We start from the raw sequence: 25,287 nt of genomic DNA on the forward strand, positions 1-25,287 counted from the left end.
CGCTTCTGCCCATCCGGCCTGCGCGGCATAACCTCGTCCCATGAGCCGGCCGCACACCTTCACCCCGCCCCCCTGCGCCCACGCCCGTCAGCTGCGCACTTCGCGCGGCGACTTCGCCGTGCTGGACGCCTCGCCGCCCGGTGCCGTGCGCGCCACCGCCCTCCTGCTGCCCGGGTACACGGGCAGCAAGGAGGACTTCATGGCGCTCCTCGAACCGCTCTCGGCCGCCGGGTACCGGATCGTCGCCGTGGACGGCCGCGGACAGTACGAGACCGAGGGGGCGGACCGTCAGGAGTCCTACGCACAGGGCGAGTTGGCCCTCGATGTGCTCGCCCAGGCGGCCGCCCTCGAAGCGGGCGGCGAAGGCACCGTGCATCTTCTGGGGCACTCGCTCGGCGGGCAGATCGCCCGCGCCGCCGTACTGCTCGACGCCTCGCCGTTCCGTTCGCTGACGCTGATGTCCTCCGGGCCCGCCGAGGTCGTCGAGGCCCAGCAGCTCAAGGTGAAGGTGCTCAGCGACGCGCTCGCGACGCTGAGCATGGCCGAGGTGTGGGAGGCGATGCGCGCCCTCGACCCGCCGGAGGAGGCGGCGACGGACGGTGAGGCCCTGCGCCGCCGCTGGCTGCGCCACCGGCCCGCCCAGCTGATCGCCACCGGCCGCCAGCTGGTGACCGAGCCGGACCGGGTGGCCGAACTCGCCGCCGTACGGCTGCCGGTCCATGTGCTCTCCGGCGAGCGCGACGACACCTGGCCGGTGCCGCTGCTCGACGACATGGCGCGGCGGCTCGGCGCGCACCGCACCCGGATCGCGGGCGCCGAGCACTCCCCCAACACGGACCGCCCGGAGCAGACCGCGACGGCGATCGCCGCGTTCTGGGACGGCCTGTAGACGACGCCGGGAGGGCTCAGTACTGCGACTGGAGGTGCTGCCAGAAGCCGTCGCGCAGCGCCCGCCGCAGATGCGCGTGGCCGCGCAGCGAGTGCTGGAGCAGCCGTTCGGCCTCGACCAGCAGGTCCTGGTCGACGGAGCCCGGCAGGTAGGGGTGTCCGGGCAGCAGGTCGGCGAGGGACTCACGGCCCCGGGCGGCCAGCCAGGCGGCGGCGATCTGCGCACCGACGAAGCGGACGTCCTCGCGCGCGGGCGCGGGGGTGTCGTCCTCGTAGGTGGTGACGGGGCGTCTGGTGACGTACGGGCGGCAGAAGTCCAGGTCGAAGGTGCGCTGGCTGTCGACCTCCCAGAGCAACGGTTCGGCCTGGTTGCGCCCCTCCCCCGCCTCGATGCCCCACAGGTGCACCCGGGCCCCGTACCCCTGGGCCGCCTCCACCGCGGAGACCAGGTCCTCGTCGCCGCCGACCAGTGCGGCGTCGCTGATGGCACGGTGCCGGGCGAGCGATTCGAGGTCGGTGCGGATGAGTGAGTCGACGCCCTTCTGCTGGTTGTTGGCGTTGAGGTTGCCGAGTCTGACCTTGACGTCGGGGAGTTCGGCGATGGACTGCTGCTCGGCGGTGTGGATGCGCCGCCTGGCTCCGTCGTACCAGTACACGCGCAGCAGCCTGCTGTCCGCGAAGATCGTCCGGGCCTTGTCGATGAAGGCCTCGATCAGCCCTTCCGCGTCGAGGTCGAAGGAGCGGCGGTCCTCGGTGCCGGTGACGAGCAGTCCGGCCGCGGCGTACACATAGCCCGCGTCCACGAAGATCGCGTGGGTCGAGGGGGTCTTCGACACCTCGGCGAGCATGCGCTGGAGCAGCTCGTTGGTGCGGTCCAGGCGCTCGCGGATCTCTGCCTCGTTCATTCGGGCCTCGTCGTGGACCTCGTCGACCGGTCGTGCTCGGTGACCTGCTGATACTTAGACATCCAAAAAATTTCCTTAGCGTAGGGAATGTTTGCCCGAGGCAAGCCGTTATACCCCTCGTGGAGCACGGGACAGCGGTGTCCGGTGCTCTCATCCTTGCGGACGGGTCATCCGTCCTCCCAGTAGTTCTCCAGCAGGAGGATCAGACGAAGGGAAGCCTTATGCGCTTCGAGATCATGCGACTCGACGATGTCGACGGTACCGCCGTGGACAGCACCGTCGTGGACGCCGCCTCCGTCAACCGGATCGTGCAGCAGGCCGCAGCCATAGGCCAGCGCATCTATATCCGCCCGGCCGAGACCTCGGCTTCGTAACGCACGACGACGCACAAAGACGAAGCGCCCCCGTACGGAAGGTCCGTACGGGGGCGCTGTGGTGCCGCCCGGCGCCGTCAGGAGTTCTGGATGACCTGGGTGACGCCGTTGATGATCTGCTGTACGGCGATGGCGGACAGCATCATTCCGGCGAGCCTGGTCACGAGCACGACTCCGCCGTCCTTGATGACCCGGATGATCAGCAGCGAGTAACGCATGGTCAGCCAGAGCACGATGTGCATGGCGAGGATGGCCGACCAGACCGAGATCTGACTGGCCACGCTGTCGGCGTGCTGCACCGCCAGGATCACCGAGACGATCGCACCGGGCCCGGCGAGCAGCGGCATGCCCAGCGGTACGAGCGCCACATTGACGTCCTTGGTCTGCGTCGGCTCGTCGGTCTTGCCGGTCAGCAGATCGAGCGCGATCAGCAGCAGGAGCAGTCCGCCCGCGATCATCAGGGCGGGTACGGAGACATGCAGGTAGTCGAGGATCTGCTGGCCGAGCAGACCGAAGACGGCGATCACGCCGAAGGCGACGGCGACCGCCTGCAGCGCCATCCTGCGCTGCATCCTGGCGGGGCGGCCCGCGGTGAGGGCGAGGAAGATCGGGGTGATCCCGGGGGGATCCATAATCACAAAAAGCGTGAGAAAAAGGGATCCGAAGACAGCGACGTCGAACACAGTGAGCCTTGCGAGAAGAGAGAAACGGCCTGAAGGAGCGCACCCCGAAGCCATGACGGCGGCCCGACGGCCGGGTGCGCGGAAGTGGAACGTGAAGGTGGAAGGGGCGGTACGCGTACGGGGTCCGTGGACCGGCCCCTTCGCGTGCGTCGTTACGCGGGGCGGGGCCCGCCGGCTCCCGGCACCGGGAAGGCTCCCGTGGCGCGCCGGGTGATCTCGCCGTAGATCTCGGGGTCGGTGGTGTACTCGCCGAGCCCGACGGCCTTGCGGCTGCCGTGGTAGTCGCTGGACCCGGTGGTCAGCAGCCCCAGGTCCTGAGCGAGCCCGCGCAGCCTGGCCCTGGTCGGCTCGTCGTGGTCCATGTGGTCGACCTCGATGCCGTCGAGGCCGGCGGCGGCGAGCCGCGCGATCGAGGATTCGGGCACCACCTCGCCGCGCTTGACGGCGGCCGGGTGTGCGAAGACCGTGACGCCGCCGGCGGCCTTGACCAGCCGGATCGCGTCGAAGGGGTCGAGTTCGTGCTTCTCGGCGTAGGCGCGTCCGCCGTCCGCGAGCCATTCGGGCGTGAAGGCATCGGAGACGCTCTCGACGACGCCCAGCTCGACGAGCGCGGTGGCGACGTGCGGCCTGCCGACCGATCCGTCCCCGGCGATCCTCGCGACCTGCTCCCACTCGACGGGCACTCCGAGGTCCTGGAGCTTGCGCACCATGGTCCGGGCGCGCGGCACCCGGTCGTCGCGCACGAGTTCGCGTTCGCGGGCCAGCTCGGGCTCGTCGGGATCGAAGAGGTACGCCAGCAGGTGCAGGCCCACTCCGTCGATCCGGCAGGAGAGCTCGGCGCCGGTGACGAGGGTGAGCCCCTCGGGAAGGGCGGCGATCGCCTCGGCGTGGCCGCGCACGGTGTCGTGGTCGGTGAGCGCGACGACGTCCAGGCCCGCGGCGGCGGCGTTGCGCACCAGCTCGGCAGGGGTGTCCGTGCCGTCCGAAGCGGTGGAGTGGGTGTGCAGGTCGATGCGCACGACGCGTACTCCAGTACTCGGGGCCGGAAAAGGGGACGTCTCAGGATAACCGGCATTTGAACGGCGCCCGGCCGGGCGCGGAGGCTCCGGGGCTCAGAGCAGGCGCGGGGTGAGCGCCCCGCACGGTACGAGGTCCATCTCTCCCCCGGCCTCGCGCAGATCGGCGAGCACCAGCTCGTCGTACATCAGGAGCCCGGACTGCTCGGGCCAGACGATCGCCCAGAGCCAGAGCCCGCGCGCCTCGCCCGCGAAGACCGCCCGGTCCTCGGGGACTCCCTTGACGTTCCACAGCGGGGTGGGGCGGCCGGCGGCGAGCATCTTGACGTCCGGCGGGCTGTCGACATCCAGGTGGGGGCCGGGGTCGGGGCCGTCGATCCCGGCGTAGCGCGCGCCGAGTCCGACGCCGAGTTCCTCGGTGACGAGCAGCAGCTCACCGATGCCGCCGACGGGACCGGGGCCGGAGCAGGCGACCGCCGTGGCCCGGCCGCCGCTGCGGTCGTCGCCCGCGCTCGCCACGCCGGTGAACAGCCAGCCGACCGGCAACGGCCAGGGCATCCACACCGGGACCTCGGCCCGGCGCACCACCACCCCCAGCGCTTCGACGCTGGGCGGAATCACCGGCTGCAGCGGTTGCACGCTGCCGTGCACCTCGCACTGCCAGGTGTCGGCGAACAGACCGGGCGCTCTGACCCGGCCTCCGCACTTCGGGCAACTGGGTTCGCCCCTCATAGCGACCAACGGTCCTCCAGGACCGTCGCCGCGTCAAGGAAGATCACCCGTCCGCAGCGCGGCCCCTACCCGCAGAGATAGATGTAACTTGCATTCATTAGGTTCTCTAACTTATTCTATGCATATCGCAACGATCTAGTGGAGAGCGAGAAGACCCATGCAGGGAAAGGATCCGTTCGAGCAGGGCGCGGGCAGCATCCTGCGCCAGCCGAAGGCCGTCTGGGCCACGGCGGGCGCCTCTGTTGTCGCGTTCATGGGAATCGGCCTGGTGGACCCGATTCTGCCGTCCATCGCGAAGGGCCTGGAGGCGACGCCGAGCCAGGTGTCCCTGCTCTTCACCTCGTACTTCCTGATCACTGCCGTGGCGATGCTCGTCACCGGATTCGTGTCCAGCCGGATCGGCGGCCGCAAGACGCTCCTGGCCGGCCTCGCACTCGTCGTCGTCTTCGCCGCGCTCTCCGGCACCTCGTCGTCCGTCGGCGAACTCGTCGGATTCCGGGCCGGCTGGGGGCTCGGCAACGCGCTCTTCGTGTCGACCGCGCTGGCCGTGATCGTCGGCGCCGCGGCCGGCGGCAGCTCCGCGGCGATCCTGCTCTACGAGTCGGCACTCGGCCTCGGCATGGCCTGCGGGCCACTGGTCGGCGCCCTGCTCGGTGACGCCAGTTGGCGCTACCCCTTCTTCGGCACGGCCGCGCTGATGGCGATCGGCTTCATCTGCATCACGGCGTTCCTGAAGGAACAGCCCAGGCCCGCCCGGAAGACCTCGCTGCTCGACCCGGTCAAGGCGCTCGGCCACGGCGGTCTGGCCTCGGTCGCCACCTCGGCGTTCTTCTACAACTACGCGTTCTTCACGATCCTGGCGTTCACCCCGTTCGTGCTGAACATGACGCCGTACAAGTCGGGTGCGGTGTTCTTCGCCTGGGGTCTGCTGCTCGCGGTCTTCTCGGTGCTCGTCGCCCCGCGGCTCCAGGAGCGCTTCGGCTCGCTGAAGGTGCTCGGCGCCTCGCTGGTGCTGCTCGCCGTCGACCTGCTGATCCTGGGGTACGGCAACCACACCGCCGCCATCGTCTGCACGATCGTCTCCGGCGCCTTCATCGGCATGAACAACACCGTCTACACGGAGCTGGCGCTCGGTGTGTCGGACGCGCCGCGCCCGGTGGCGAGCGCGGGCTACAACTTCGTCCGCTGGTTCGCCGCGGCGGCCGCCCCGTACCTCGCCCCGAAGATCGAGGAGTGGAGCAACATCCACATCCCGTTCGTGGTCGCCGCGGCCACGGCCGTGGTCGGTGCGGTCGTCGTCTGGATCCGGCGTGCGGCGCTGACCCACGAGGCGGTGGAGCTGGAGCCGAAGCACGCCACCGAGGACAGCGTCACGGTCTTCGCCGACTGACCCCGCCAGCCCCCGCACCGCCCCGCCCGCGGCTCTCCCTCCTGGCCGCGCGGCGGGGCTTCCGCATGCCCGGCCGGATCACTCCGGCGTACCGGCTCAGTCCAGGGGTACGGAGCCGCGCCGCGGATCACGCAGGTCCGTACCGTGCGAGAGCCACCGCTCCTGGAGCTCCTGCGCGCCCCTGACCCGCTTCCACGCGGCCTCGTTGTGCGTCATCGGCAGCAGCGGCAGGAACCGCACCGGCTCCATCGGCCCGCCCGTCTCCCGGCCGCCACCCCCCACCGAGCCGCTGCGCGGCGCAGGCTCACTCAGCTCCAGGTCCTCCACCAGCCCCCCCGGCTCGGCGACCAGGACGGAGCTGAACGGCGCCCCGGGCCACAGCGGTTCGCCGACGTCCAGCGAGGCACCCGGCGCCACGATCACCCCCTCGACCTGCGGGGAGGCGGCGAGCACGGCGAGCGGGCGCAGCACCTTGTCGGTGTCGGCGAGTCCGGCGCGCACGGAGAGGACCAGCTCGGCGCGCGGGCCCTTCACCGGGTCCACCAGGGCCGCGGTCGGGTCGGCCATCGGCTGGGCCGACATACCGAGCGTGGCGTAGCGCACCACATCGCCGTCGACGAAGCGCAGTACCTCGATCCGGTCCGTACCGAGAAACGTCACTGCAGCGCGCGCGTCCGGTTCACCGAGGGCCGTCAGCAGCCGGGCCTCGACCAGAGCAAGAATTTCTCCCATCCAGCGAGCATAGGTCGCGTATGGAATGGGCAAAGTAAGGGATTGGCCGTCAGTCGGCTGATAGTCTTGGCCGCTGGTCGGGGCAGCACGCAGAAGCGTCGCTCTCAGCCCCGACGACACGTCATCCCCCAAGGGGGACCGGCTGGAGGAGGTGGGGCTGCAATGGATCGAAGTCGATCGTGCAGTACCAACCGCTCTTCCGCACTCCACCTTTCCAGGTGATCTGAAGCCTCCCGGTCGAGGCCCACGGCTTTGCGCACGACGGAAGAGCACTCCTTTTTGCCTGTCTGTAGCGAACGCCGTCATCGCGCCGCCGCGGTGCCGCCCGCTTTGCGGACGTGAGCACACGTCCCCATTCCGGGCTGTTCCACGTGCCCGACGACGGCCCTCCGTGAAGGAGCCAGCCATGTCGATGATCCGTGACCTGCGCGCCGCCGTGCGCCCGTCCCTGCGCAAGAGCAACGCCCTGCACAACAGTTACGACACCACCCGTGACCCCTCCGCCTCCAGCGCGGTCGTCGACTGCGCGGTCTACCGCGACGGACGGCGCCTGGAGAGCGGCACCTGCCGCACGCCGCACGAGGCGATGCTCCAGGTGCGCGAGGAGGGCGGCTTCGCCTGGATCGGCCTGCACGAGCCGACCGAGGAGGAATTCGCCGGTATCGCCCGGGAGTTCGGGCTGCACCCGCTCGCCGTCGAGGACGCCGTCCACGCCCACCAGCGGCCGAAGCTGGAGCGGTACGACGACACGCTGTTCACCGTCTTCAAGACCATCCACTACGTCGAGCACACCGAGCTCACCGCCACCAGCGAGGTGGTCGAGACCGGCGAGGTGATGTGCTTCACCGGCCGGGACTTCGTCATCACCGTGCGGCACGGCGGCCACGGCTCGCTGCGCGCGCTGCGGCACCGGCTGCAGGACGACCCCGAGCTGCTCGCCAAAGGTCCCTCGGCGGTCCTGCACTCCATCGCCGACCATGTCGTCGACGGCTACATCGCGGTCGCCGGCGCCGTCCAGGACGACATCGACGAGGTGGAGATCGAGGTCTTCTCCACCCCGGCGAAGGGCAGCTCGCGCGGCTCGGAAGCGGGCCGGATCTACCAACTGAAGCGCGAGGTACTGGAGTTCAAGCGGGCAGTGTCTCCGCTGCTGCGGCCGATGCAGCTGCTGAGCGAGCGGCCCATGCGGCTGATCGACCCCGACATCCAGAAGTACTTCCGTGACGTCGCCGACCACCTGGCACGGGTGCACGAGGAGGTCGTCGGCTTCGACGAACTGCTGAACTCGATCCTCCAGGCCAACCTGGCCCAGGCGACCGTCGCGCAGAACGAGGACATGCGCAAGATCACGTCCTGGGCGGCCATCGTCGCCGTGCCGACGATGATCTGCGGCGTCTACGGCATGAACTTCAAGCACATGCCCGAGCTGGGCTGGCGGTACGGCTACCCGATGGTGCTGGGCGTCATCGGGGTGGTCTGCTTCTCCATCCACCGCACCCTCAAGCGCAACGGCTGGCTCTGAGCACCGTCCCCCGGCCGGTCCAATAGAGTTCGGGGCATGACTGCTGCTGCCGCTGACGTGCCGCTGGGCCGGGCCCTCGTCGAGGAGGCCACCAAGAAGTCGGGCCTCATCTGGGTGCGGGGCACCGGGCCCGCGCGGGCGCTGTGGCACGTATGGCACGAGGGTGCGGCGCATCTCGTCGGGGACGGCCCCGGCGAGCAGCCGCTCCCGGCCGGACTCACCGACGGGTCCGCCGCCGAGGTGACCGTGCGCAGCAAGGACAAGGGCGGCCGGCTGGTCGCCTGGACGGCCGCCGTGACGGAACTCGCCCCGCACTCCGAGCAGTGGGAGGCCGCGGTCGCCGAGCTCAAGGGCAAGCGGCTGAACGCACCGGACGCCGAGCGGATGACGGAGCGCTGGGCGCGCGAGTGCCGGGTGCTGCGGCTGACGCCCGGCGAGTTCCGTACGGAGCTGCCGGACGGCTCCCTGGCCGCGGCGCCGCTGCCGACGTCCGCGACCACCCGACGGCCGGTGCCCGCGGGGCTGCCGCGACTGCTGAAGCAGGGGCGCAAGGGCTGACCGGGGCGGCGCGGCCCGCCGTCAGGACGACGTCTTGGGCAGCTGCTTCCCGTAGTCGACGGTGTCCCCCCGCGTCGGGGGCTCCAGGGCGAAGTCCTTGCCCCAGTCCGACAGGGTGACGGTCCCCCCGCCACCGCCGCGCGCGAATCGCAGCGGGTACGCCGTGCCCTTCAGCGAGACGTCGAGCGTGCCGCCCTCGCCCTTGCCGCCCATGATCTGGACGGTCCGGGTCTCGCCGACCGTCTGCCGATCCCCCTTGTTGAGGGTGCCGTGCAGCGTGAGCATCCCGTCGAGCAGGGTCTTCTTGTCCGTGAAGCCGCGCAGCTGCTTGTACGTGGGGTCGTCCTGGGGCACCTTCACGTACTTGTTCTGGAGTTTGTCCGCGGCCGCGCCGCCCGCCCCGCCGTCGGCGCCGGGCTTCTCCTCGTGGCTCCAGAACCCGGAGTCCGCCTTCAGATAGAGCTCGTCGCCGATCCGCAGCAGCTCGAAGGTGCTGTCCTTCGATACGACGGAGCCGGTGCCGCCCTTCTCCTTGAGCCGCATGTTGAGCTTGTACGTGCCGCCCTTGCTGACCAGCGTCCCGGCGAGGCGCACCGCGTCGGCGGCGTCCGCCGCGCGCTGTGCCTTCTTCTCGATCTCCGTGGCGTTCAGCTTGCCGACGCCGTTGGTCCCCTGGTCCGGGTCCTCGCCGCACGCCGTGAGGGCTGCGGCCAGGCCCGCACAGAGCAGGGCGGCGAGGGCGGTCCGGCGTCGGGCCCGGACGGGCGGAACGGAAGAGGTCACGGGCGCACTGCCTCTCATCTGCATCGCGGGGGTGGCAGACGGCAGCGTACCCGTGCCGTTCACGCCTTCCGGCAGGGAGCCGTACGGACGGCTCCACCGGGGCAACCCGGAGCGGTACGGGCTAGCCTGATCCCGTCATATCGGTTGATTGACTGCCAAACGAACAAGCCGGAGAAGTCGCACACGGAAGAAGGAGGCGCAGGATGGTGGCAGGCGCCCCCCGGGTGTTCGTCTCCCATCTCGCCGGCGTACCGGTCTTCGACCCCAACGGCGACCAGGTGGGCCGCGTCCGCGATCTGGTCGCGATGCTCCGGGTCGGCGGCAGGGCGCCCAGGCTGCTCGGGCTCGTCGTCGAGGTGCTCAGCCGCCGCCGGATCTTCCTCCCGATGACCCGGGTCACCGGGATCGAGTCCGGCCAGGTCATCACCACCGGCGTGGTCAACATGCGGCGCTTCGAACAGCGGCCCACCGAACGCCTGGTGCTCGGGGAGTTCCTCGACCGGCGGGTCCGCCTCGTGGAAACCGGCGAGGAGGTGACCGTCCTCGACGTCTCCATCCAGCAGCTCCCGGCCCGCCGCGACTGGGAGATCGACAAGTACTTCGTACGCAAGGGCAAGGGCGGGGCGCTGCGCCGCAAGGGCGAGGCCCTGACGGTCGAGTGGTCGGCGGTCAGCGGGTTCTCGCTGGAGGAGGTCGGGCAGGGCGCCGAGACCCTGGTCGCCACGTTCGAGCGGCTGCGCCCGACGGACGTGGCGAACGCGCTGCACCATCTGTCGCCGAAGCGGCGGGCCGAGGTCGCCGCCGCGCTCGACGACGACCGGCTCGCCGACGTCCTGGAGGAGCTGCCCGAGGACGACCAGGTGGAGATCATCGGCAAGCTCCAGGAGGAGCGCGCCGCCGACGTCCTGGAGGCGATGGACCCGGACGACGCGGCCGACCTGCTGTCCGAGCTGCCCGAGGAGGACAAGGAGCGGCTGCTGACACTGATGCGGCCGGACGACGCGGCCGATGTGCGGCGCCTCATGTCGTACGAGGAGCGGACCGCGGGCGGCCTGATGACCACCGAGCCGATCATCCTCCGGCCGGACGCGACGGTCGCCGACGCGCTCGCCCGGGTCCGGCAGGCCGACCTGTCCCCGGCGCTCGCCGCCCAGGTGTACGTGTGCCGGTCGCCCGACGAGACACCGACCGGCAAGTACCTGGGCACCGTGCACTTCCAGCGGCTGCTGCGGGATCCGCCGTACGCCCTGGTCAGCTCGATCGTCGACAGCGATCTCGTCCCCCTCACGCCGGACACCCCGCTGCCGGCCGTGACGAGCTATCTGGCCGCGTACAACCTGGTCTCGGCACCCGTCGTGGACGAGAGCGGGTCGCTGCTCGGCGCGGTGACGGTCGACGACGTGCTCGACCATCTGCTGCCCGAGGACTGGCGCGAGACGGACTTCCACAGCGAGGAGAGGGTGGCCGATGGCCGCTGAGGACCGCTCGAAGGTGGCGCCGGTGGGGGCCTCGGGCATCGCGCGCCCGCCCCGTTCCCGGCTGGACCAGCCGAAGGCCCCGCGGCGGCGGCTGCTGCCCGAGTACGACCCCGAGACATTCGGCCGGTTCTCCGAGCGGATCGCCCGCTTCCTGGGCACCTGGCGCTTCATCTCCTGGATGACGCTGGTCATCATCGTCTGGGTGCTGTGGAACATCTTCGCGCCGACGGCATGGCGGTACGACCAGTACCCGTTCATCTTCCTGACGCTGATGCTCTCGCTCCAGGCCTCGTACGCGGCCCCGCTGATCCTGCTCGCGCAGAACCGGCAGGCCGACCGCGACCGGGTCACCTACGAGCAGGACCGCAAGCAGAACGAGCGCTCCATCGCGGACACCGAGTACCTCACCCGCGAGATCGCGGCACTGCGGATGGGGCTCGGCGAGGTCGCCACCCGCGACTGGATCCGCTCCGAACTGGAGGACCTCGTCAAGGACATCGACGACCGGCGCCCCCTGCTGCCGGCCGAGAGCGACGAAGACCGCTGACGGGTGCTACTCACGGGTAGCAGCGAGCGCCGTAACACCGTCCCGTCGCCCACCACCACCCTCAAGGAGCGCTGCGCGCACCCGTACTATCGAGGTATGGCTACGGAAGACGCGGTGCTTGAGGCACTGGCGACAGTGAACGACCCGGAGATCCACCGTCCGATCACCGAACTCGGCATGGTGAAATCGGTCGAGATCGATGCTGACGGTGCGGTCGCTGTCACGGTCTATCTCACGGTCTCAGGCTGCCCGATGCGCGAGACGATCACCAAGAACGTCACGGACGCGGTCGCCCGCGTCGAGGGCGTCTCGCGGGTCGACGTCACGCTCGACGTGATGAGCGACGAACAGCGCAAGGAGCTCGCCTCCTCGTTGCGCGGCGGCACGGCTGAGCGCGAGGTGCCGTTCGCCAAGCCCGGCTCGCTGACCCGGGTCTACGCGGTCGCGTCCGGCAAGGGCGGCGTCGGCAAGTCGTCCGTCACGGTGAACCTCGCGGCCGCGATGGCCGCCGACGGCCTCAAGGTCGGTGTCGTGGACGCGGACATCTACGGGCACAGCGTGCCGCGGATGCTCGGCGCGGACGGCAAGCCGACCCAGGTCGAGAACATGATCATGCCGCCGTCCTCGCACGGCGTGAAGGTCATCTCCATCGGCATGTTCACCCCGGGCAACGCCCCGGTGGTGTGGCGCGGACCGATGCTCCACCGCGCGCTCCAGCAGTTCCTCGCCGATGTGTACTGGGGCGACCTCGATGTTCTCCTGCTCGACCTGCCGCCGGGCACCGGCGACATCGCGATCTCGGTGGCGCAGCTCGTGCCGAACGCCGAGATCCTGGTCGTCACCACCCCGCAGCAGGCGGCGGCCGAGGTCGCCGAGCGGGCCGGTTCGATCGCTGTGCAGACCCACCAGAAGATCGTCGGCGTCGTCGAGAACATGTCGGGCATGCCGTGCCCGCACTGCGACGAGATGGTCGACGTGTTCGGGACCGGCGGTGGCCGGAAGGTCGCCGAGGGCCTGACGAGGACGACCGGTGCGGAGGTACCGGTGCTCGGCTCCATCCCGATCGACGTACGGCTGCGCGAGGGCGGCGACGAGGGCAAGCCGGTCGTCCTGTCCGACCCCGACTCCCCGGCCGGCAAGGCGCTGCGCACCATCGCGGACAAGCTGGGCGGCCGTCAGCGCGGCCTGTCGGGCATGTCGCTGGGCATCACCCCGCGCAACAAGTTCTGAGACGACGGAGCGGTGACCGGCCCGGGGCCGGTCACCGCTCCGTGTTCCGCGCACGTCTGCGCGTACGCCCGCGTCTGCTTGCTACGCGTACGACGTGATGTCGCCGATCACCGAGAACCCCAGCCCGTACGCGCTCATCCCCCGCCCGTACGCCCCGATGTGCACCCCGCCGCGCGCCGATCCCGCCAGTACCCAGCCGAATTCGGACTCGCGGTAATGGAACGGCACCGGGACACCGTCCACCGGCAGCGACAGCGCCGACCACGCGGGGCCTTCCAGGTCGTCGGCGAGTTCGAACGCCGTCTCCGTCTGCTGGTCCAGCCAGTCGTCGCGCAGCGCGTGGTCCAGCTGCGGGGGCCACGTACAGGAGAGCAGGCCGGACCCGGCCAGCCAGGCCGCGGAGGACACCGTGGTCGCGTCCAGCACCCCCGTGCCGTCGCCGCTGCGCCGCACCGGGCTGCTGGCCATCGACACGACGACGGCGAACCGTTGCTTCTCGGCGCCCGCTTCGGCCCGGACCGACGGTTCGTCACCGTGACCGATGGAACCGTGCTGCACCGTGCCGTCCGCCGCGGTGCCCACCTGCATCAGCCGGCGCGGCCCGGTGAAGGCCTCGTCCAGTCCGTACCAGGGAAACGTGGCCGCCAGATAGCCGTCGACAGTACGCCGGGCCGTCGGCGCCCCCTCTGCGGTGACTGTGCCCGGCACATCTTCCGCGCCCACCCGACTTGTCGTCTCCATCTGCCCGGCCGCCTCCTCGATCCGTTGGGTCCGGAGCGGCCCGCCCCCCAGCGGGCGTACTCACAACCGGACAGATGGAGAATAGCCATACCGTCCGGACGAGCCGGGATTGGCGGGGGGGGGTCAGGTGGCGTCGGCGTCGAACGGCGGCCGGTCGTCCTTGCCGGGCTGGTCACGCTTCTTGAGCAGGTCCGGAGCACCGGGGGAGCCGTTGGCGGCGGTGATCGCCGAGGCGCCCGACACACCGCTCCTGGAGTCCACGGACTCCAGGTCCTTGCTCTCCCGGCCGTTCACCGCGTCGGTGACCTCGGCCAGATCCTTGCGGAGGTCGAAGCTCTCGCGGATCTCCTTCAGCCCCAGGTCGTCATTGCCGTCCATGAGCTGCTTGCGGACGAACGTCTTGGGGTTGAGGTCCTCGAACTCGAAGTCCTTGAACTCCGGGCCGAGCTCCGACCGGATGTCCTCCTTGGCACTCTCGGAGAACTCACGGATCTTGCGGATGAAGCGCGAGGCGTCCTGGATAACCTTCGGCAGCTTGTCCGGACCGAAGATCAGCACGCCCAGAACCGCGAGCGTCACCAGCTCGAGTGCGCCTATGTCATTGAACACCCTGTTGCTCCTCGTGTTCTCCGAGACCATGTCGGTCGAGGTCCGGACCCGCCCACGGTACCCGTCGAAACTGTCCGCGCGGTAGCGTCACGGGGCTGTCACGTGCCGCTCGCCGAGCCGAGCGTCAAAGAGATGGACAGGTCTTTACCACCGCGCGTCAGTGTGAGGTCCAGACGGTCTCCCGGGCGGTGCGCGCGGATCTTCACGATCAGCTCCTCGCCGCTGTGCACCCGCCGGCCGTCGACCTCGGTGATGACGTCACCGGGCCTGATCCCGGCCTTGGCCCCGGGCCCGCCCGGCGTCACGGCGGGCTTGCCCGCCGCGCCCTTCGAGCCGACCCTGGCCCCGTCCCCGGCGTATTTCATGTCCAGCGTGACGCCGATCACCGGGTGGGTGGCCTTACCGGTGTTGATCAGCTCCTCGGCGACCCGCTTGCCCTGGTTGATCGGGATGGCGAAGCCGAGGCCGATGGAACCCGCCTGGCCGCCTTCCTCGGCCGAGCCGCTGTCCGCGGCGCGGATGGCGCTGTTGATGCCTATGACATGGGCGTCGGTGTCGACGAGCGGACCGCCGGAGTTGCCCGGGTTGATCGGCGCGTCGGTCTGCAGCGCGTCGACGTAGCTGATGTCGCTGCCGTCGCCCTTCTCGCCGCCCGCGGTGATCGGCCGGTCCTTGGCGCTGATGATGCCGGAGGTCACGGTGTTGGAGAGGTCGAAGGGGGCGCCGATGGCCACCACGGGGTCGCCGACCCGCACATTGTCGGAGTTGCCCAGCGGCAGCGGCTTGAGGCCGGAGACACCGGTGACCTTGACCACGGCCAGGTCGTAGCCGCTGTCCTTGCCGACGACCTCGCCGCGCGCGGTCTCCCCGCCGCTGAACGTCACGGTTATCTCGCCGCCCTGGCCGGCCGGGGCGACGACGTGGTTGTTGGTGAGGATGTGGCCGGAGCCGTCGAGAACGAAGCCGGTGCCGGTGCCGGACTCGGTGGCGCCGCTGACGTGGAGGGTGACCACGCTGGGCAGGGCGCTGGCGGCGATGCCGGCGACGCTGTCGGGGGCCCGGCCGCCGCTGCTGCGGCCGGCCTGCGGGAGCTCGACCTGGGTGAGGCCGCCGTTGCGCTCGATGTACGCCCCGATGCCGCCGCCGATTCCGCCCGCCACCAGCGCGAGCAGCACCGCGCCGACGAGGAGGGAGCCGCGCCGGCTCTTCTTGCGGCCGGTGTCGGCACCGAGCGGCGGGCCCGGGTTGGTGAGCGGACCCCTGGGCGCGCCCCAGGGGTCGTACTGGAGCCACTGCGTCGACGCCCTCTGGGGCTGCTGGAGTTGGGGTTGCTGCTGGGGCACGTGGGGCGGCGGGGTGGGGGCGGGCGATGTGGGGATGCCCGCGCCGTTCGTCCCCGTGTACTGCGGGGGTACGGGGGTGCCGTGCGCCGGGGTCGGGACCGGCCGCTGTACGGGCGGTGCGGGTGCCCAGGGGCCGGGGCCGCCGTAGGGCGGGGTGCTGTACTGGTCGGGCTCGTGCAGCGGCGTCACCGGCGGCGCGGCCGGTGCTGCGGGCGGCGCCTCGGCGGGCACGGAGGCCGACGGTACGGAGGCCGGGGCCTGGGGCGGCGCGTCGGCCGGGGGTGTCCTGGACTCCGCCGGGTCGGCTGCCGACGCCGTGTGTTCGGCGGGGGACGGCTCGTCCGGCGCTGTGCGGGTGGTACTTCCCGCCGTGGGCCGGCTCCACCACTTCGCCTTCGGCCCGGTGGACTTCCCGTCTTCCATGCTCTCCCCGCAACCGCCGCAACTGGCCTCTGCACGCCCCGGCCGGGGCGTCCCTCCCGGAACTGCTCCCGGAATTCAACCAGGTTTGCGAATGTTTGCGCAGGCTCCGGCTCAGCGCCGGGACGAAAGCGGCAGACCGCGATCGGTGGGCGTGGGAACGGCCGAGGCCGAGGACTGTGCCCAGGGCGGTGGCGACGGCTGCGTCCCGGCCGGTGGCACGGAGGGCGTCGGCGACTGCGCGGCGAGCCGCCCGAACACCTCGGCGAAGAGCGGGGTGGTGCCGGTCGGGCGTATCAGAGGTGACGCGGACACATGGGTCAGGAGAGGAGCGGCGAAGGGGTTTCCCGCGAGGCTCGCGGTGGCGACCACCGCAGGAGTGGCGGAGGGCACCGCCGGCGCGGCGCTCGACACGGCCGACGGGGCCGTGGCGGTCGAGCGGTCGCCCGTCCCTCTGGCGGCGAGCGTGCCGTGGCTGCCGCCGCCGCGACGGCTGACCGAGCCGCTGCTCTCCCCGCGCGAGGGCGCGTCGAGCGGGGTCACCGCGTTTCCGGCGCCCGAGGCCCGGGCCGCGGAGCTGGGGCCCGCGCCCGTCGGCAGGGCACCGCCGAGGGCGATGGCCGCCAGCGAGACAGCACTCGCCGCCGCGAAGGCGAATCTCCGGCCGCGCCAGGGCGAGCGCTCTCCCTCGCGGCCCACCTCGTGGATCCGGAAGGCGGAACGGGAGGAGCCCCCCAGCACGGCCGTCGAGCCGTGCGGGGTCGAGAGGAAGCCGAAGCCGCCGAGCGGCCGGTCCCCGGGCGAATCCGGGCGGCTGCCGGACGGCTGGATCACGGGGAAGAGCCCGTCGCCGAGGCGCCCGGAGCCGCCGAATGGTCTGTCCTGCCTGTCGTCGTCACCCCCCGGACCCCCGGGAAGGCCCTGCAACCGGGCGAGGAACCCCTCGGACGGCGACGGCGGGGCGGACTGGGCGAAGACACTCTTCAGGCGCCGCTGCGCCGCGGCCTCGGCCTTGCACTTGGCGCAGGTCGCGAGGTGGGCGAGCACCCGCTCGCGGGCGTCGTGTTTCAGCTCGCCGTCGACAAGCGCGGCGAGGCGGTCCCCCAGGTGTTGTTCCACGGGGGTCGGACCTGTGCCACTCACGCCGTTCCGCCCTCCCCTGCCAGGACCGCGCCCGCCAGCGAGCGCTGCTCGGCACGGGCCTCGGGCGAACGGTGCCGCAACGCCTTGCGCAGATGCGAGCGACCGCGGTGGATACGGCTGCGCACGGTGCCGAGCTTCACGCCGAGCGTCGCGGCGATCTCCTCGTACGAAAGACCCTCGATGTCGCACAGCACGACGGCGGCACGGAACTCGGGCGCGAGGGTGTCCAGCGCCTGCTGCACATCCGCGTCGAAGTGGGTGTCGTTGAAGACCTGCTGCGGGGACGGCTCACGGCTCGGCAGCCGCTCGGCGGCGTCGTCGCCGAGGGAGTCGAAGCGGATCCGCTGCTTACGACGGACCATGTCCAGGAACAGGTTGGTCGTGATGCGGTGCAGCCAGCCCTCGAAAGTGCCCGGCGTGTAGGTCGACAGCGACCGGAACACCCGGACGAAGACCTCCTGCGTGAGGTCCTCGGCGTCGTGCTGGTTGCCCGTCAGCCGGTAGGCCAGGCGGTAGACCCGGCCGCTGTGCGTGCTGACGATCTCTTCCCATGAAGGTGGCGTCCACGCCTGGGAGTCCGCATCTGAGGCGAAGGTCGCGGTCGGTGCGGAGTCGTTGGAAGAACGGTCAGCAATGTTGGTCACGGATTTCGGCTCACCCGCCGACCTGAGAAAGCGCCGCAGCACTCCTCCCCGATCCACAGGCGCAGCCGCACCTCCCCTATCGGCTCTGGTGGTGTCCAGTGGAGCCCCTACCATAGCGACCTCGCCCGTTAGCTCCGGATAAGCCTTTTTCCTGCTGGGGCCGGGGATCGCCCCGGGAACCGCCGCCCGTGGCTCCCGGACCCGATCCGCGGGCCGGTTCCACAGGCTCTCCCCTGCCTCTTCATAACGCCCGGTCCCATCTGCGGGTTCCCGGGTGCAGCGGATACAGTCACCGTTGCGCCAACTACGGGGACAGGAGAGGGTCATTACCGCCAACCGGCAGACGAGCTGGGCGTTCGCCGACGCCTTTGTCGCCGAGGACGAAGCACTGCACTGGGCCCGTGACCGGGCCCGGCAGGCGGGGCTCCGCTCGGTGTCGCCAGGTACCGGCGCCGCGCTGCGCTTGCTCGCTGCCACGACGGACGCCAAAGCGGTGGCCGAAATCGGCACCGGGACGGGCGTGTCCGGACTCTATCTGCTGCACGGAATGCGGCCCGACGGCGTGCTGACCACCGTCGACCCGGAGCCCGAGCGCCAGCAGTTCGCGCGCGAGGCCTTCCGGGCCGCGGGGTACGCCGCCAACCGGGCCCGCTTCATTCCCGGCCGCGCCCTGGACGTACTGCCCCGGCTCGCGGACGGCGGATACGACCTGGTGTTCTGCGACGGCGACCGGCTGGAGAGCCTGGACTGTCTCGCTGAATCGTTGCGCCTGCTGCGCCCCGGCGGCCTGGTCTGCTTCGAGGGCGTCTTCGCGGACGGCCGTACCGTCGACTCCGCGGCGCAGCCCGCGGAGGTGCTGCGGCTGCGGGAACTGCTGCGCGCGGTGCGCGAGAGCCAGGAGCTGATGTCGGCGCTGCTGCCGGTGGGCGACGGGCTGCTCTGCGCGGTGCGCAGGGGCTGAGGCCCGCCGCTACGGGGCCGGGAACCCGGGCGGGGCCCGGGCGGGTTCCCGGCCGGGCGTGAAGGGGCGTGAACGCATCACTGCCCCGGCACGGACACCGTGCCGGGGCAGTGATGAAGTGTGGGCGCCTCTGCTCAGCCGACGACCTTCTTGAGGGCATCGCCGAGTGCATCGGCCTCGTCCGGAGTCAGCTCCACGACAAGCCGACCGCCGCCTTCGAGCGGAACGCGCATGACGATGCCCCGCCCCTCCTTTGTCACCTCGAGCGGGCCGTCGCCCGTCCGCGGCTTCATGGCCGCCATGCTCGTTCCCCTTCCTGAAACCAGCTCATCGCAACCGGCGGCCCCATGACAGGCGCTGTGTCACCGGCATCGAACACATTGCTTCCAAGCCATTATCCCGCATCACAGACCCCGATGACCAACATCGGTCGGCATCTCTTGCGCAACGCGCTCTCTCAAAACCACCCAATTCGGCGATCGGCCTGCGATACTCCGCCGCCCGCACCCCCGCTTCGGGGCCCAATTGTTAGACGCAGGTCACATGTCGGCTCCCGCCCGAGTCGGCCATGCTTGCCTGGACAGGCATTGCCCGAGGTGCGAAGGGGACAACGAAATGGCCGACCACATGGCGGACAGCGTGCTCTACGAAGTGAGCGACGGACTCGCGACGATCACGATCAACCGTCCCGACGCGATGAACGCCATGAACACCGCGGCCAAGGTGGCGCTCCGTGACGCACTGGGGTCCGCGGCGGCCGACCCCGCCGTACGCGCCGTTCTGCTCACCGCGACCGGGCGGGCGTTCTGCGTCGGCCAGGACCTCAAGGAGCACGTGGCCACGCTCGAAAGCACCCGCGAGTCGGGCAGCGGCAATGCGCTGAGCACGGTGCAGGAGCACTACAACCCGATCGTGCGGGCCATCGCCGGGATGCCCAAGCCGGTCGTCGCCGGGGTCAACGGGGTCGCCGCCGGTGCCGGTTTCGGCTTCGCGCTCGCCTGCGACTACCGGGTGGTCGCGGACACCGCCTCGTTCAACACCTCCTTCGCCGGTGTGGCCCTCACCGCCGACTCGGGCGTCTCCTGGACGCTGCCGCGCCTGATCGGGCAGAGCCGCGCCGCCGACCTGCTGCTCTTCCCGCGCTCGATCTCCGCGCAGGACGCCCATGAGCTGGGCATCGTGAACAAGCTGGTGCCCGCCGCCGACCTGGCCGCCGAGGCCGCCGCCGTGGCCCGCACCCTGGCGTCCGGCCCCACGGTGGCGTACGCCGCGCTCAAGGAGTCCCTGGCGTACGGCGCCGGTCACACGCTGAGCGAGGCGCTGGAGAAGGAGGACGAGCTCCAGACCCGGGCGGGCGCGTCCGAGGACCACACGATCGCGGTGCAGGCGTTCCTGAACAAGGAGAAGCCGAAGTACCTCGGCCGGTAGCCGCCCGGACGTTTCACTGCGGTACGGCCCTATGCCCCGCCGCCGCGCGCCACGCAGTCGGCCAGGTGGTCGTCGACCAGGCCGCACGCCTGCATCAGGGCGTAGGCCGTCGTGGGCCCGACGAAGCGCACTCCGCGCTTCTTGAGGTCCTTGGCCAGCGCCGTGGACTCCGGCGTGATCGCCGGGACGTCACCGAGGGTGCGCGGGACGGGGCGGCCGGCCGGGTCGGGGGCGTAGGACCAGATCAGTCCGTCCAGCTCGTCGGCGCCCCAGCCGGCCAGCACCTTGGCGTTGGCGAGGGTCGCCTCGATCTTCGCGCGGTTGCGGATGATGCCGGCGTCGGCGAGGAGGCGCTCCTTGTCGGCGTCGGTGAACTCGGCCACCGCAGGGATCTTGAACCCGGCGAAGGCGGAGCGGAAACCCTCCCGTCGGCGCAGGATCGTCAGCCAGGAGAGGCCCGACTGGAAGGCCTCCAGGCAGAGCCGTTCGAACAGGGCGTCGTCGCCGTGGACGGGCCGGCCCCATTCGGTGTCGTGGTACGTGAGGTAGTCCTCGGTGGACAGTCCCCAGGGGCAGCGCAGTCCGCCGTCCGGGGCCGCTTCCGCGCCGCCGCTCATCGCCGGGGCTCCTCTCCGGGGTGCTCCGTGGGCCGCGGGTCCTGCTCCGGTGGCTCCCACGGCGCCTTCGGGCGGTCCTCGGGCTGCTCCCACTCCTGCTCCGGCCGTTCGGCCGGTCCCTCGATGAGGCCGGGACCGCCGGCCGCGGTCGCCTGTGCGCCGGCCAGCGCCGATTCCAGCTCCGCGATCCGCGCGTCCCGCTCGGCGAGCTCGGCGCCGAGCCGGTCGAGCGCCTCGTCGACATCCGTCATCCGGTAGCCGCGCGCGGCCACCGGGAGCCGCAGCGCGTCGACGTCCGCGCGGCCGACCGGTCTCGTCGCGGGCAGCGGGTCGACCGGCTGCTCGGGCGCCACGTCCTGCAGGACGGCACTCTTCCCCCCGCCGACCACCGCGAGCGTGACCGCGGCCACCACCACGACCATCGTCACCAGCAAGAACCAGAACACGCGCATCTCCCCGGGAGCGGAAACCTGTCCGGGTCCGATCGTGCCATGCGGCGCCGACAGCCGGTGGCCGCCCGGACAGCCCTTAGGGTCGCAGGTGACTCACGTGGCGATCTACCAGAGGAGAAACGCGGGATGCGAAGCGGTGCGCTCAGGCTGGGGCGGCGCGAATTCGGTGCGCACGAGCCGGTGATCATGGCGATCGTGAACCGTACCCCGGACTCCTTCTACGACCAGGGCGCGACCTTCCGGGACGAACCGGCGCTCGCCCGGGTCGAGCAGGCGATCGCGGACGGTGCGGCGATCGTCGACATCGGGGGTGTGAAGGCGGGCCCCGGCGAGGAGGTGACCGCCGAGGAGGAGGCGCGTCGCACGGTCGGGTTCGTCGCGGAGGTGCGCCGCCGCCACCCGGACGTGGTGATCAGCGTCGACACCTGGCGCCACGATGTCGGCGAGGCGGTCTGCGAGGCCGGCGCGGATGTGCTGAACGACGCGTGGGGCGGCGTCGACCCGAAGCTCGCCGAGGTCGCCGCGCGGTACGGCGCCGGTCTGGTGTGCACGCACGCTGGCGGCGCCGAGCCGCGCACCCGGCCGCACCGGATCGCCTACGACGACGTGATGGCGGACATCCTGCGGGTGACGGTGGGGCTGGCCGAGCGCGCGGTCGCGCTCGGGGTGCGGCCCGACGGGATCATGATCGACCCCGGTCATGACTTCGGGAAGAACACCCGGCACTCCCTGGAGGCGACGCGCCGGCTCGGCGAGATGACGGAGACCGGCTGGCCGGTGCTCGTATCGCTGTCCAACAAGGACTTCGTCGGCGAGACGCTCGACCGGCCGGTGAAGGAGCGGGTGATCGGGACGCTGGCGACCACGGCCGTCTCCGCGTGGCTCGGGGCACAGGTGTACCGGGTGCACGAGGTGGCGGAGACGCGGCAGGTGCTGGACATGGTGGCGTCCATCGCGGGGCACCGCGAGCCGGCCGTGGCGCGGCGCGGACTGGCGTGACCGGGGGGCGGGGCACGCGCCGGGCCCCGCCCCCCGGACGGTTCCTACCGGCCGACCTCCTTCGAGACCATGGCAACGGCCTCGTCCACGTCGTCCGTGACGTGGAACAGCAGCAGGTCGTGCTCGGACGCCTTGCCCTGCGCCACCACCGTGTCCCGCAGCCAGTCCACGAGACCGCTCCAGTACGCGGTGCCGAACAGCACGATCGGGAAGCGGGTGACCTTGCCCGTCTGGACGAGGGTGAGCGCCTCGAAGAGTTCGTCCAGGGTGCCCAGCCCGCCGGGCAGAACGACGAACCCTTGGCTGTACTTAACAAACATCGTCTTGCGGACGAAGAAGTAGCGGAAGTTGACGCCGATGTCGACGTGCGGGTTGAGGCCGGACTCGAAGGGCAGCTCGATGCCGAGTCCGACCGAGACGCCCTTCGCCTCCCGCGCTCCCTTGTTCGCCGCCTCCATCGCCCCCGGCCCGCCTCCGGTGATCACCGCGAAGCCGGCCTCGACCAGGGCCTTGCCGATCCGTACGCCCGCCTCGTAGTCGGGTCCGCCGGCCGGGGTGCGGGCCGAACCGAAGACGCTGATCGCGCTCGGCAGCTCGGCCAGCGCGCCGAATCCCTCGACGAACTCCGACTGGATGCGCATCACCCGCCAGGGGTCGGTGTGCACCCACTCGGAGTCGCCCTCGGTGTCCAGCAACCGCTGATCGGTGGTGCCGGGCTGTACCTGTTCCCTGCGGCGCAGTACCGGTCCGAGCCGCTGCTCCTCCGGGACGCGTGCCCCCTCGGGGTTGCCCATGACCTGCTCCCTCCGACGACGATCGATGACCGGTGGATCCCGGGGGATCAATGGTCATCCGTGTCAGGTCAGGGTAGATCCATGGAGGTTACGGACAGGGGAATGCCATGGGTCAGCCGGTGAGCCAGGAGCGGAGCCGTTCCTCGCAGTGGGTGATCCGCTCGACCACCACGTGCTCGTCGCGCTTGTGGGCGAACAGCGGGTCGCCCGGTCCGTAGTTCACCGCGGGGACGCCGAGGGAGCCGAAGCGGGAGACGTCCGTCCAGCCGAACTTGGGCCGGGCGGTGCCGCCCACCGCCGCCATGAACGCCTCGGCGGCCGGGTGGGAGAGGCCGGGCATGGCCGCGCCCGAGTGGTCGTCGACGACGAATTCGGCGACGCCGCAGTCCGCGAAGACCTCGTGGACGTGGGCCAGCGCCTCCTCGGCGGTCCGGTCGGGTGCGTACCGGAAATTGACCACGACGGTGCAGGCGTCCGGGATGACGTTGTTGGCGACGCCGCCCTCGATCCGTACCGCGTTCAGGCCCTCGCGGTATTCGAGGCCGTCGATGACCGGGCGGCGCGGTTCGTACGCGGCGAGGCGGGCCAGGATCGGGGCGGCGGCGTGGATGGCGTTGGACCCCATCCAGCCGCGCGCGGAGTGGGCCCGCTCCCCCTCGGTACGGAGGAAGACCCGCAGGGTGCCCTGGCAGCCGCCCTCGACCTCGGCGTCGGAGCCCTCCAGCAGGACCGCGAAGTCGCCCGCCAGCCAGTCGGGGTGGGCGTCGGCGATGTGGCCGAGCCCGTTGAGATGCGCGGCGACCTCTTCGTTGTCGTAGAAGACGAAGGTCAGGTCGCGGTTGGGCTCGGGCACGGTCGCGGCGATCCTCAGCTGGACGGCGACGCCCGACTTCATGTCGGAGCTGCCGCAGCCCCACAGCACCCCGTTGTCGTCGAGCCGGGACGGCACGTTGTCGGCGATCGGGACGGTGTCGATGTGCCCGGCGAGCACCACCCGCTCGGCGCGGCCCAGGTTCGTCCGGGCCACGACGTTGTTGCCGTGCCGGTCGACGGTCAGGTGCGGGAGTGCCCGCAGGGCCGCCTCGATCGCGTCCGCGAGGTCCTTCTCCTGACCGCTGACCGACGGGAAGTCGACGAGCCGGGCGGTGAGCGCCGGACCGTCCAGGGTGAGGTCGAGTGTGGTTTCGGGCATGGCACCGACCCTAAGGGACAGGGCCCTCGGCCCCGGACGGGTACTCCAGTACGGTGGGCGCGTGCCCCGGACCGCCTCCCCCGCCCGCCGACACACCGGCCGCAGCCGCCTCCTGCGTATCGCTGTCGCCCTTGTCGTGCTCGCCGCACTCGGCGGCTATCTGACCGTTCAGCACATAACCGGCAGCAAGATCATCGACGGGTGCACCGTCGAGTCGGCCGACGGTTCGGACGGCGAGGGCCGTACCTACCGGATGAGCCCGGAGCAGGCCGTCAACGCCGCGACGATCTCCGCGGTCGGCACCTCGCGCGGGATGCCGGAGCGGGCCGTGACGATCGCGCTGGCGACCGCGCTGCAGGAGTCCGGGCTGCGCAACATCGAGCACGGCGACCGGGATTCGCTGGGGCTGTTCCAGCAGCGCCCCTCGCAGGGCTGGGGCACCGAGAAGCAGATCCTGGACCCGGTCTACTCCGCCGGGGAGTTCTACCGGCATCTGGCCGAGGTCCCCGGCTACTCGCGGCTGCCGCTGACGGTCGCCGCGCAGCGGGTCCAGCGCAGCGGTTTCCCGCAGGCGTACGCGAAGCACGAGCCGGACGCGGCCCTGCTGGCGGCGGCGCTGACCGGTCGTACGCCCGCCTCGCTGAACTGCGCGCCGCCGCGAGCGACGGCGGCGGGCCCCGACCCGGCGAAGGTGCGGGCGGAGCTGGTGCGCGCCTTCGGCAAGGACGTGCTGCCCACGGTGACGACGGCGCCGGGGGACGGCAGGCCGGCGGCCGGTGCGGCGGCGTCGAGCACGGTCTCGGTGCCGGTGCCCGCGGCCCGGACGGCCGGGGACGACGGCGCGGCCCGGCGCGGCTGGGAGCTCGCGCACTGGGCGGTCGCGCAGTCCGAGGCGCTCCGGCTGGCGGACGTCTCGTACGCGGGCCGGGTCTGGGAGGCCGGGTCGGGCTGGCGGACGGAACGCAAGGATTCGGGCACCACCGACGTCCGGATCCGGCTCGCGCACTAGTTCACCCGATCACCCGCAGGTGTCTTCCGGTCCGTTTCGAGCGCCCCTCGTGCGCGCCCTCGTGCGCCCCCTTCCCGGCACTGCCTTTCGGCGCCTC

Annotated in this window: 28 protein-coding genes; 12 read left to right on the forward strand and 16 right to left on the reverse strand. The window is 71.3% G+C overall.

The genetic code is table 11. The features are described from left to right. Positions 1-40: 40 nt before the first annotated feature. Positions 41-889, forward strand: a complete 849-nt coding sequence (locus tag BT364_RS05145; RefSeq protein WP_072483883.1) for an alpha/beta fold hydrolase — start codon at positions 41-43, stop codon at positions 887-889. Positions 890-905: 16 nt separating this feature from the next. Here BT364_RS05145 and BT364_RS05150 read toward each other — a convergent pair whose 3' ends face one another. Beyond that, the gene (locus tag BT364_RS05150; RefSeq protein WP_072483884.1) at positions 906-1,793 is read right to left on the reverse strand and encodes an NYN domain-containing protein; all 888 of its coding nucleotides are present in this window, start codon (positions 1,791-1,793) and stop codon (positions 906-908) included. Positions 1,794-2,014: 221 nt separating this feature from the next. On the opposite strand from BT364_RS05150, the gene BT364_RS41340 reads away from it, so the two are divergent. Continuing rightward, a complete protein-coding gene (locus BT364_RS41340; protein WP_177328023.1) occupies positions 2,015-2,167 on the forward strand; it encodes a hypothetical protein in 153 nt (50 codons plus the stop codon). Positions 2,168-2,244: 77 nt separating this feature from the next. Here the strand turns inward: BT364_RS41340 and BT364_RS05155 are convergent, their stop codons facing one another. From BT364_RS05155 to BT364_RS05165, 3 genes are all read right to left on the reverse strand, one after another. After that, a complete protein-coding gene (locus BT364_RS05155; protein ID WP_072483885.1) occupies positions 2,245-2,850 on the reverse strand; it encodes a MarC family protein in 606 nt (201 codons plus the stop codon). A 152-nt stretch (positions 2,851-3,002) separates the two neighbouring features. Continuing rightward, positions 3,003-3,869, reverse strand: coding sequence for a PHP domain-containing protein (locus BT364_RS05160; protein ID WP_072483886.1), 867 nt, complete (start codon positions 3,867-3,869; stop codon positions 3,003-3,005). 93 nt (positions 3,870-3,962) lie between these two features. Beyond that, complete coding sequence (locus BT364_RS05165) at positions 3,963-4,598, reverse strand: DUF6758 family protein (RefSeq protein ID WP_072483887.1); 636 nt, start codon at positions 4,596-4,598, stop codon at positions 3,963-3,965. 157 nt (positions 4,599-4,755) lie between these two features. Here BT364_RS05165 and BT364_RS05170 point away from each other — a divergent pair, with 157 nt between their 5' ends. Further along, complete coding sequence (locus BT364_RS05170; protein ID WP_072483888.1) at positions 4,756-5,988, forward strand: MFS transporter; 1,233 nt, start codon at positions 4,756-4,758, stop codon at positions 5,986-5,988. Between the two features lie 96 nt (positions 5,989-6,084). Here BT364_RS05170 and BT364_RS05175 read toward each other — a convergent pair whose 3' ends face one another. Then, a complete protein-coding gene (locus tag BT364_RS05175) occupies positions 6,085-6,720 on the reverse strand; it encodes a suppressor of fused domain protein (RefSeq protein ID WP_072483889.1) in 636 nt (211 codons plus the stop codon). Positions 6,721-7,126: 406 nt separating this feature from the next. Between BT364_RS05175 and BT364_RS05180 the strand changes: the two genes are divergently transcribed. Together BT364_RS05180 and BT364_RS05185 are read left to right on the forward strand one after the other, a co-directional pair. Further along, the gene (locus tag BT364_RS05180; protein ID WP_072483890.1) at positions 7,127-8,242 is read left to right on the forward strand and encodes a magnesium and cobalt transport protein CorA; all 1,116 of its coding nucleotides are present in this window, start codon (positions 7,127-7,129) and stop codon (positions 8,240-8,242) included. A gap of 36 nt (positions 8,243-8,278) precedes the next feature. Beyond that, on the forward strand, positions 8,279-8,800 hold the full coding sequence (locus tag BT364_RS05185; RefSeq protein WP_072483891.1) for a hypothetical protein: 522 nt from the start codon (positions 8,279-8,281) through the stop codon (positions 8,798-8,800). 21 nt (positions 8,801-8,821) lie between these two features. On the opposite strand, the gene BT364_RS05190 is transcribed toward BT364_RS05185, so the two are convergent. Continuing rightward, a complete protein-coding gene (locus tag BT364_RS05190; RefSeq protein WP_072483892.1) occupies positions 8,822-9,583 on the reverse strand; it encodes a YceI family protein in 762 nt (253 codons plus the stop codon). A gap of 203 nt (positions 9,584-9,786) precedes the next feature. Between BT364_RS05190 and BT364_RS05195 the strand changes: the two genes are divergently transcribed. The 3 genes from BT364_RS05195 to BT364_RS05205 all read left to right on the forward strand — a co-directional run bounded on the left by BT364_RS05195 (position 9,787) and on the right by BT364_RS05205 (position 12,838). Next, the gene (locus BT364_RS05195; RefSeq protein WP_072483893.1) at positions 9,787-11,061 is read left to right on the forward strand and encodes a magnesium transporter MgtE N-terminal domain-containing protein; all 1,275 of its coding nucleotides are present in this window, start codon (positions 9,787-9,789) and stop codon (positions 11,059-11,061) included. Beyond that, positions 11,051-11,608 carry a DUF1003 domain-containing protein gene (locus BT364_RS05200; RefSeq protein WP_072483894.1) on the forward strand — a complete coding sequence of 186 codons (558 nt, stop codon included), beginning with the start codon at positions 11,051-11,053 and terminating at the stop codon, positions 11,606-11,608. The genes BT364_RS05195 and BT364_RS05200 overlap by 11 nt, the downstream gene beginning before the upstream one ends. Positions 11,609-11,704: 96 nt before the next feature. Next, positions 11,705-12,838: an Mrp/NBP35 family ATP-binding protein gene (locus BT364_RS05205; protein ID WP_072483895.1), complete on the forward strand. Its 1,134-nt coding sequence runs from the start codon at positions 11,705-11,707 to the stop codon at positions 12,836-12,838. A gap of 81 nt (positions 12,839-12,919) precedes the next feature. On the opposite strand, the gene BT364_RS05210 is transcribed toward BT364_RS05205, so the two are convergent. From BT364_RS05210 to sigE, 5 genes are all read right to left on the reverse strand, one after another. After that, positions 12,920-13,579 (reverse strand): hypothetical protein, encoded by a 660-nt coding sequence (locus BT364_RS05210; protein ID WP_072483896.1) that lies wholly within the window; start codon positions 13,577-13,579, stop codon positions 12,920-12,922. 123 nt (positions 13,580-13,702) lie between these two features. Beyond that, complete coding sequence (locus tag BT364_RS05215) at positions 13,703-14,188, reverse strand: sec-independent translocase (RefSeq protein WP_072483897.1); 486 nt, start codon at positions 14,186-14,188, stop codon at positions 13,703-13,705. Positions 14,189-14,286: 98 nt separating this feature from the next. After that, entirely contained in the window at positions 14,287-15,954 is a 1,668-nt protein-coding gene (locus BT364_RS05220; RefSeq protein WP_072483898.1) for a S1C family serine protease, read from the reverse strand. Between the two features lie 111 nt (positions 15,955-16,065). Continuing rightward, positions 16,066-17,094, reverse strand: coding sequence for a zf-HC2 domain-containing protein (locus BT364_RS05225; protein ID WP_072483899.1), 1,029 nt, complete (start codon positions 17,092-17,094; stop codon positions 16,066-16,068). After that, the gene (sigE, locus tag BT364_RS05230; RefSeq protein WP_177328024.1) at positions 17,091-17,852 is read right to left on the reverse strand and encodes an RNA polymerase sigma factor SigE; all 762 of its coding nucleotides are present in this window, start codon (positions 17,850-17,852) and stop codon (positions 17,091-17,093) included. The genes BT364_RS05225 and sigE overlap by 4 nt, the downstream gene beginning before the upstream one ends. Before the next feature lie 181 nt (positions 17,853-18,033). On the opposite strand from sigE, the gene BT364_RS05235 reads away from it, so the two are divergent. Next, on the forward strand, positions 18,034-18,699 hold the full coding sequence (locus BT364_RS05235; RefSeq protein ID WP_072483901.1) for an O-methyltransferase: 666 nt from the start codon (positions 18,034-18,036) through the stop codon (positions 18,697-18,699). Between the two features lie 134 nt (positions 18,700-18,833). Here the strand turns inward: BT364_RS05235 and BT364_RS05240 are convergent, their stop codons facing one another. Further along, positions 18,834-19,001, reverse strand: coding sequence for a DUF3117 domain-containing protein (locus BT364_RS05240; protein ID WP_003966491.1), 168 nt, complete (start codon positions 18,999-19,001; stop codon positions 18,834-18,836). A gap of 313 nt (positions 19,002-19,314) precedes the next feature. On the opposite strand from BT364_RS05240, the gene BT364_RS05245 reads away from it, so the two are divergent. Then, entirely contained in the window at positions 19,315-20,127 is an 813-nt protein-coding gene (locus BT364_RS05245; protein WP_072483902.1) for a 2-cyclohexenylcarbonyl CoA isomerase, read from the forward strand. Positions 20,128-20,156: 29 nt separating this feature from the next. On the opposite strand, the gene BT364_RS05250 is transcribed toward BT364_RS05245, so the two are convergent. Next, on the reverse strand, positions 20,157-20,744 hold the full coding sequence (locus BT364_RS05250) for a DNA-3-methyladenine glycosylase I (protein WP_072483903.1): 588 nt from the start codon (positions 20,742-20,744) through the stop codon (positions 20,157-20,159). After that, on the reverse strand, positions 20,741-21,190 hold the full coding sequence (locus BT364_RS05255; RefSeq protein ID WP_107408177.1) for a DivIVA domain-containing protein: 450 nt from the start codon (positions 21,188-21,190) through the stop codon (positions 20,741-20,743). Before BT364_RS05255 ends, BT364_RS05250 begins: the two co-directional genes overlap by 4 nt. 132 nt (positions 21,191-21,322) lie before the next feature. On the opposite strand from BT364_RS05255, the gene folP reads away from it, so the two are divergent. Next, positions 21,323-22,195, forward strand: a complete 873-nt coding sequence (gene folP, locus BT364_RS05260) for a dihydropteroate synthase (RefSeq protein ID WP_072483904.1) — start codon at positions 21,323-21,325, stop codon at positions 22,193-22,195. Between the two features lie 44 nt (positions 22,196-22,239). Here the strand turns inward: folP and BT364_RS05265 are convergent, their stop codons facing one another. Beyond that, positions 22,240-22,989, reverse strand: coding sequence for an LOG family protein (locus BT364_RS05265; RefSeq protein ID WP_072483905.1), 750 nt, complete (start codon positions 22,987-22,989; stop codon positions 22,240-22,242). Positions 22,990-23,101: 112 nt separating this feature from the next. After that, the gene (gene dapE, locus BT364_RS05270; RefSeq protein ID WP_072483906.1) at positions 23,102-24,181 is read right to left on the reverse strand and encodes a succinyl-diaminopimelate desuccinylase; all 1,080 of its coding nucleotides are present in this window, start codon (positions 24,179-24,181) and stop codon (positions 23,102-23,104) included. A gap of 61 nt (positions 24,182-24,242) precedes the next feature. Between dapE and BT364_RS05275 the strand changes: the two genes are divergently transcribed. Beyond that, the gene (locus BT364_RS05275) at positions 24,243-25,190 is read left to right on the forward strand and encodes a hypothetical protein (protein WP_079179319.1); all 948 of its coding nucleotides are present in this window, start codon (positions 24,243-24,245) and stop codon (positions 25,188-25,190) included. Positions 25,191-25,287: the final 97 nt, after the last annotated feature.

The organism is Streptomyces atratus (assembly GCF_900119365.1).
Classification (GTDB): domain Bacteria; phylum Actinomycetota; class Actinomycetes; order Streptomycetales; family Streptomycetaceae; genus Streptomyces; species Streptomyces atratus_B.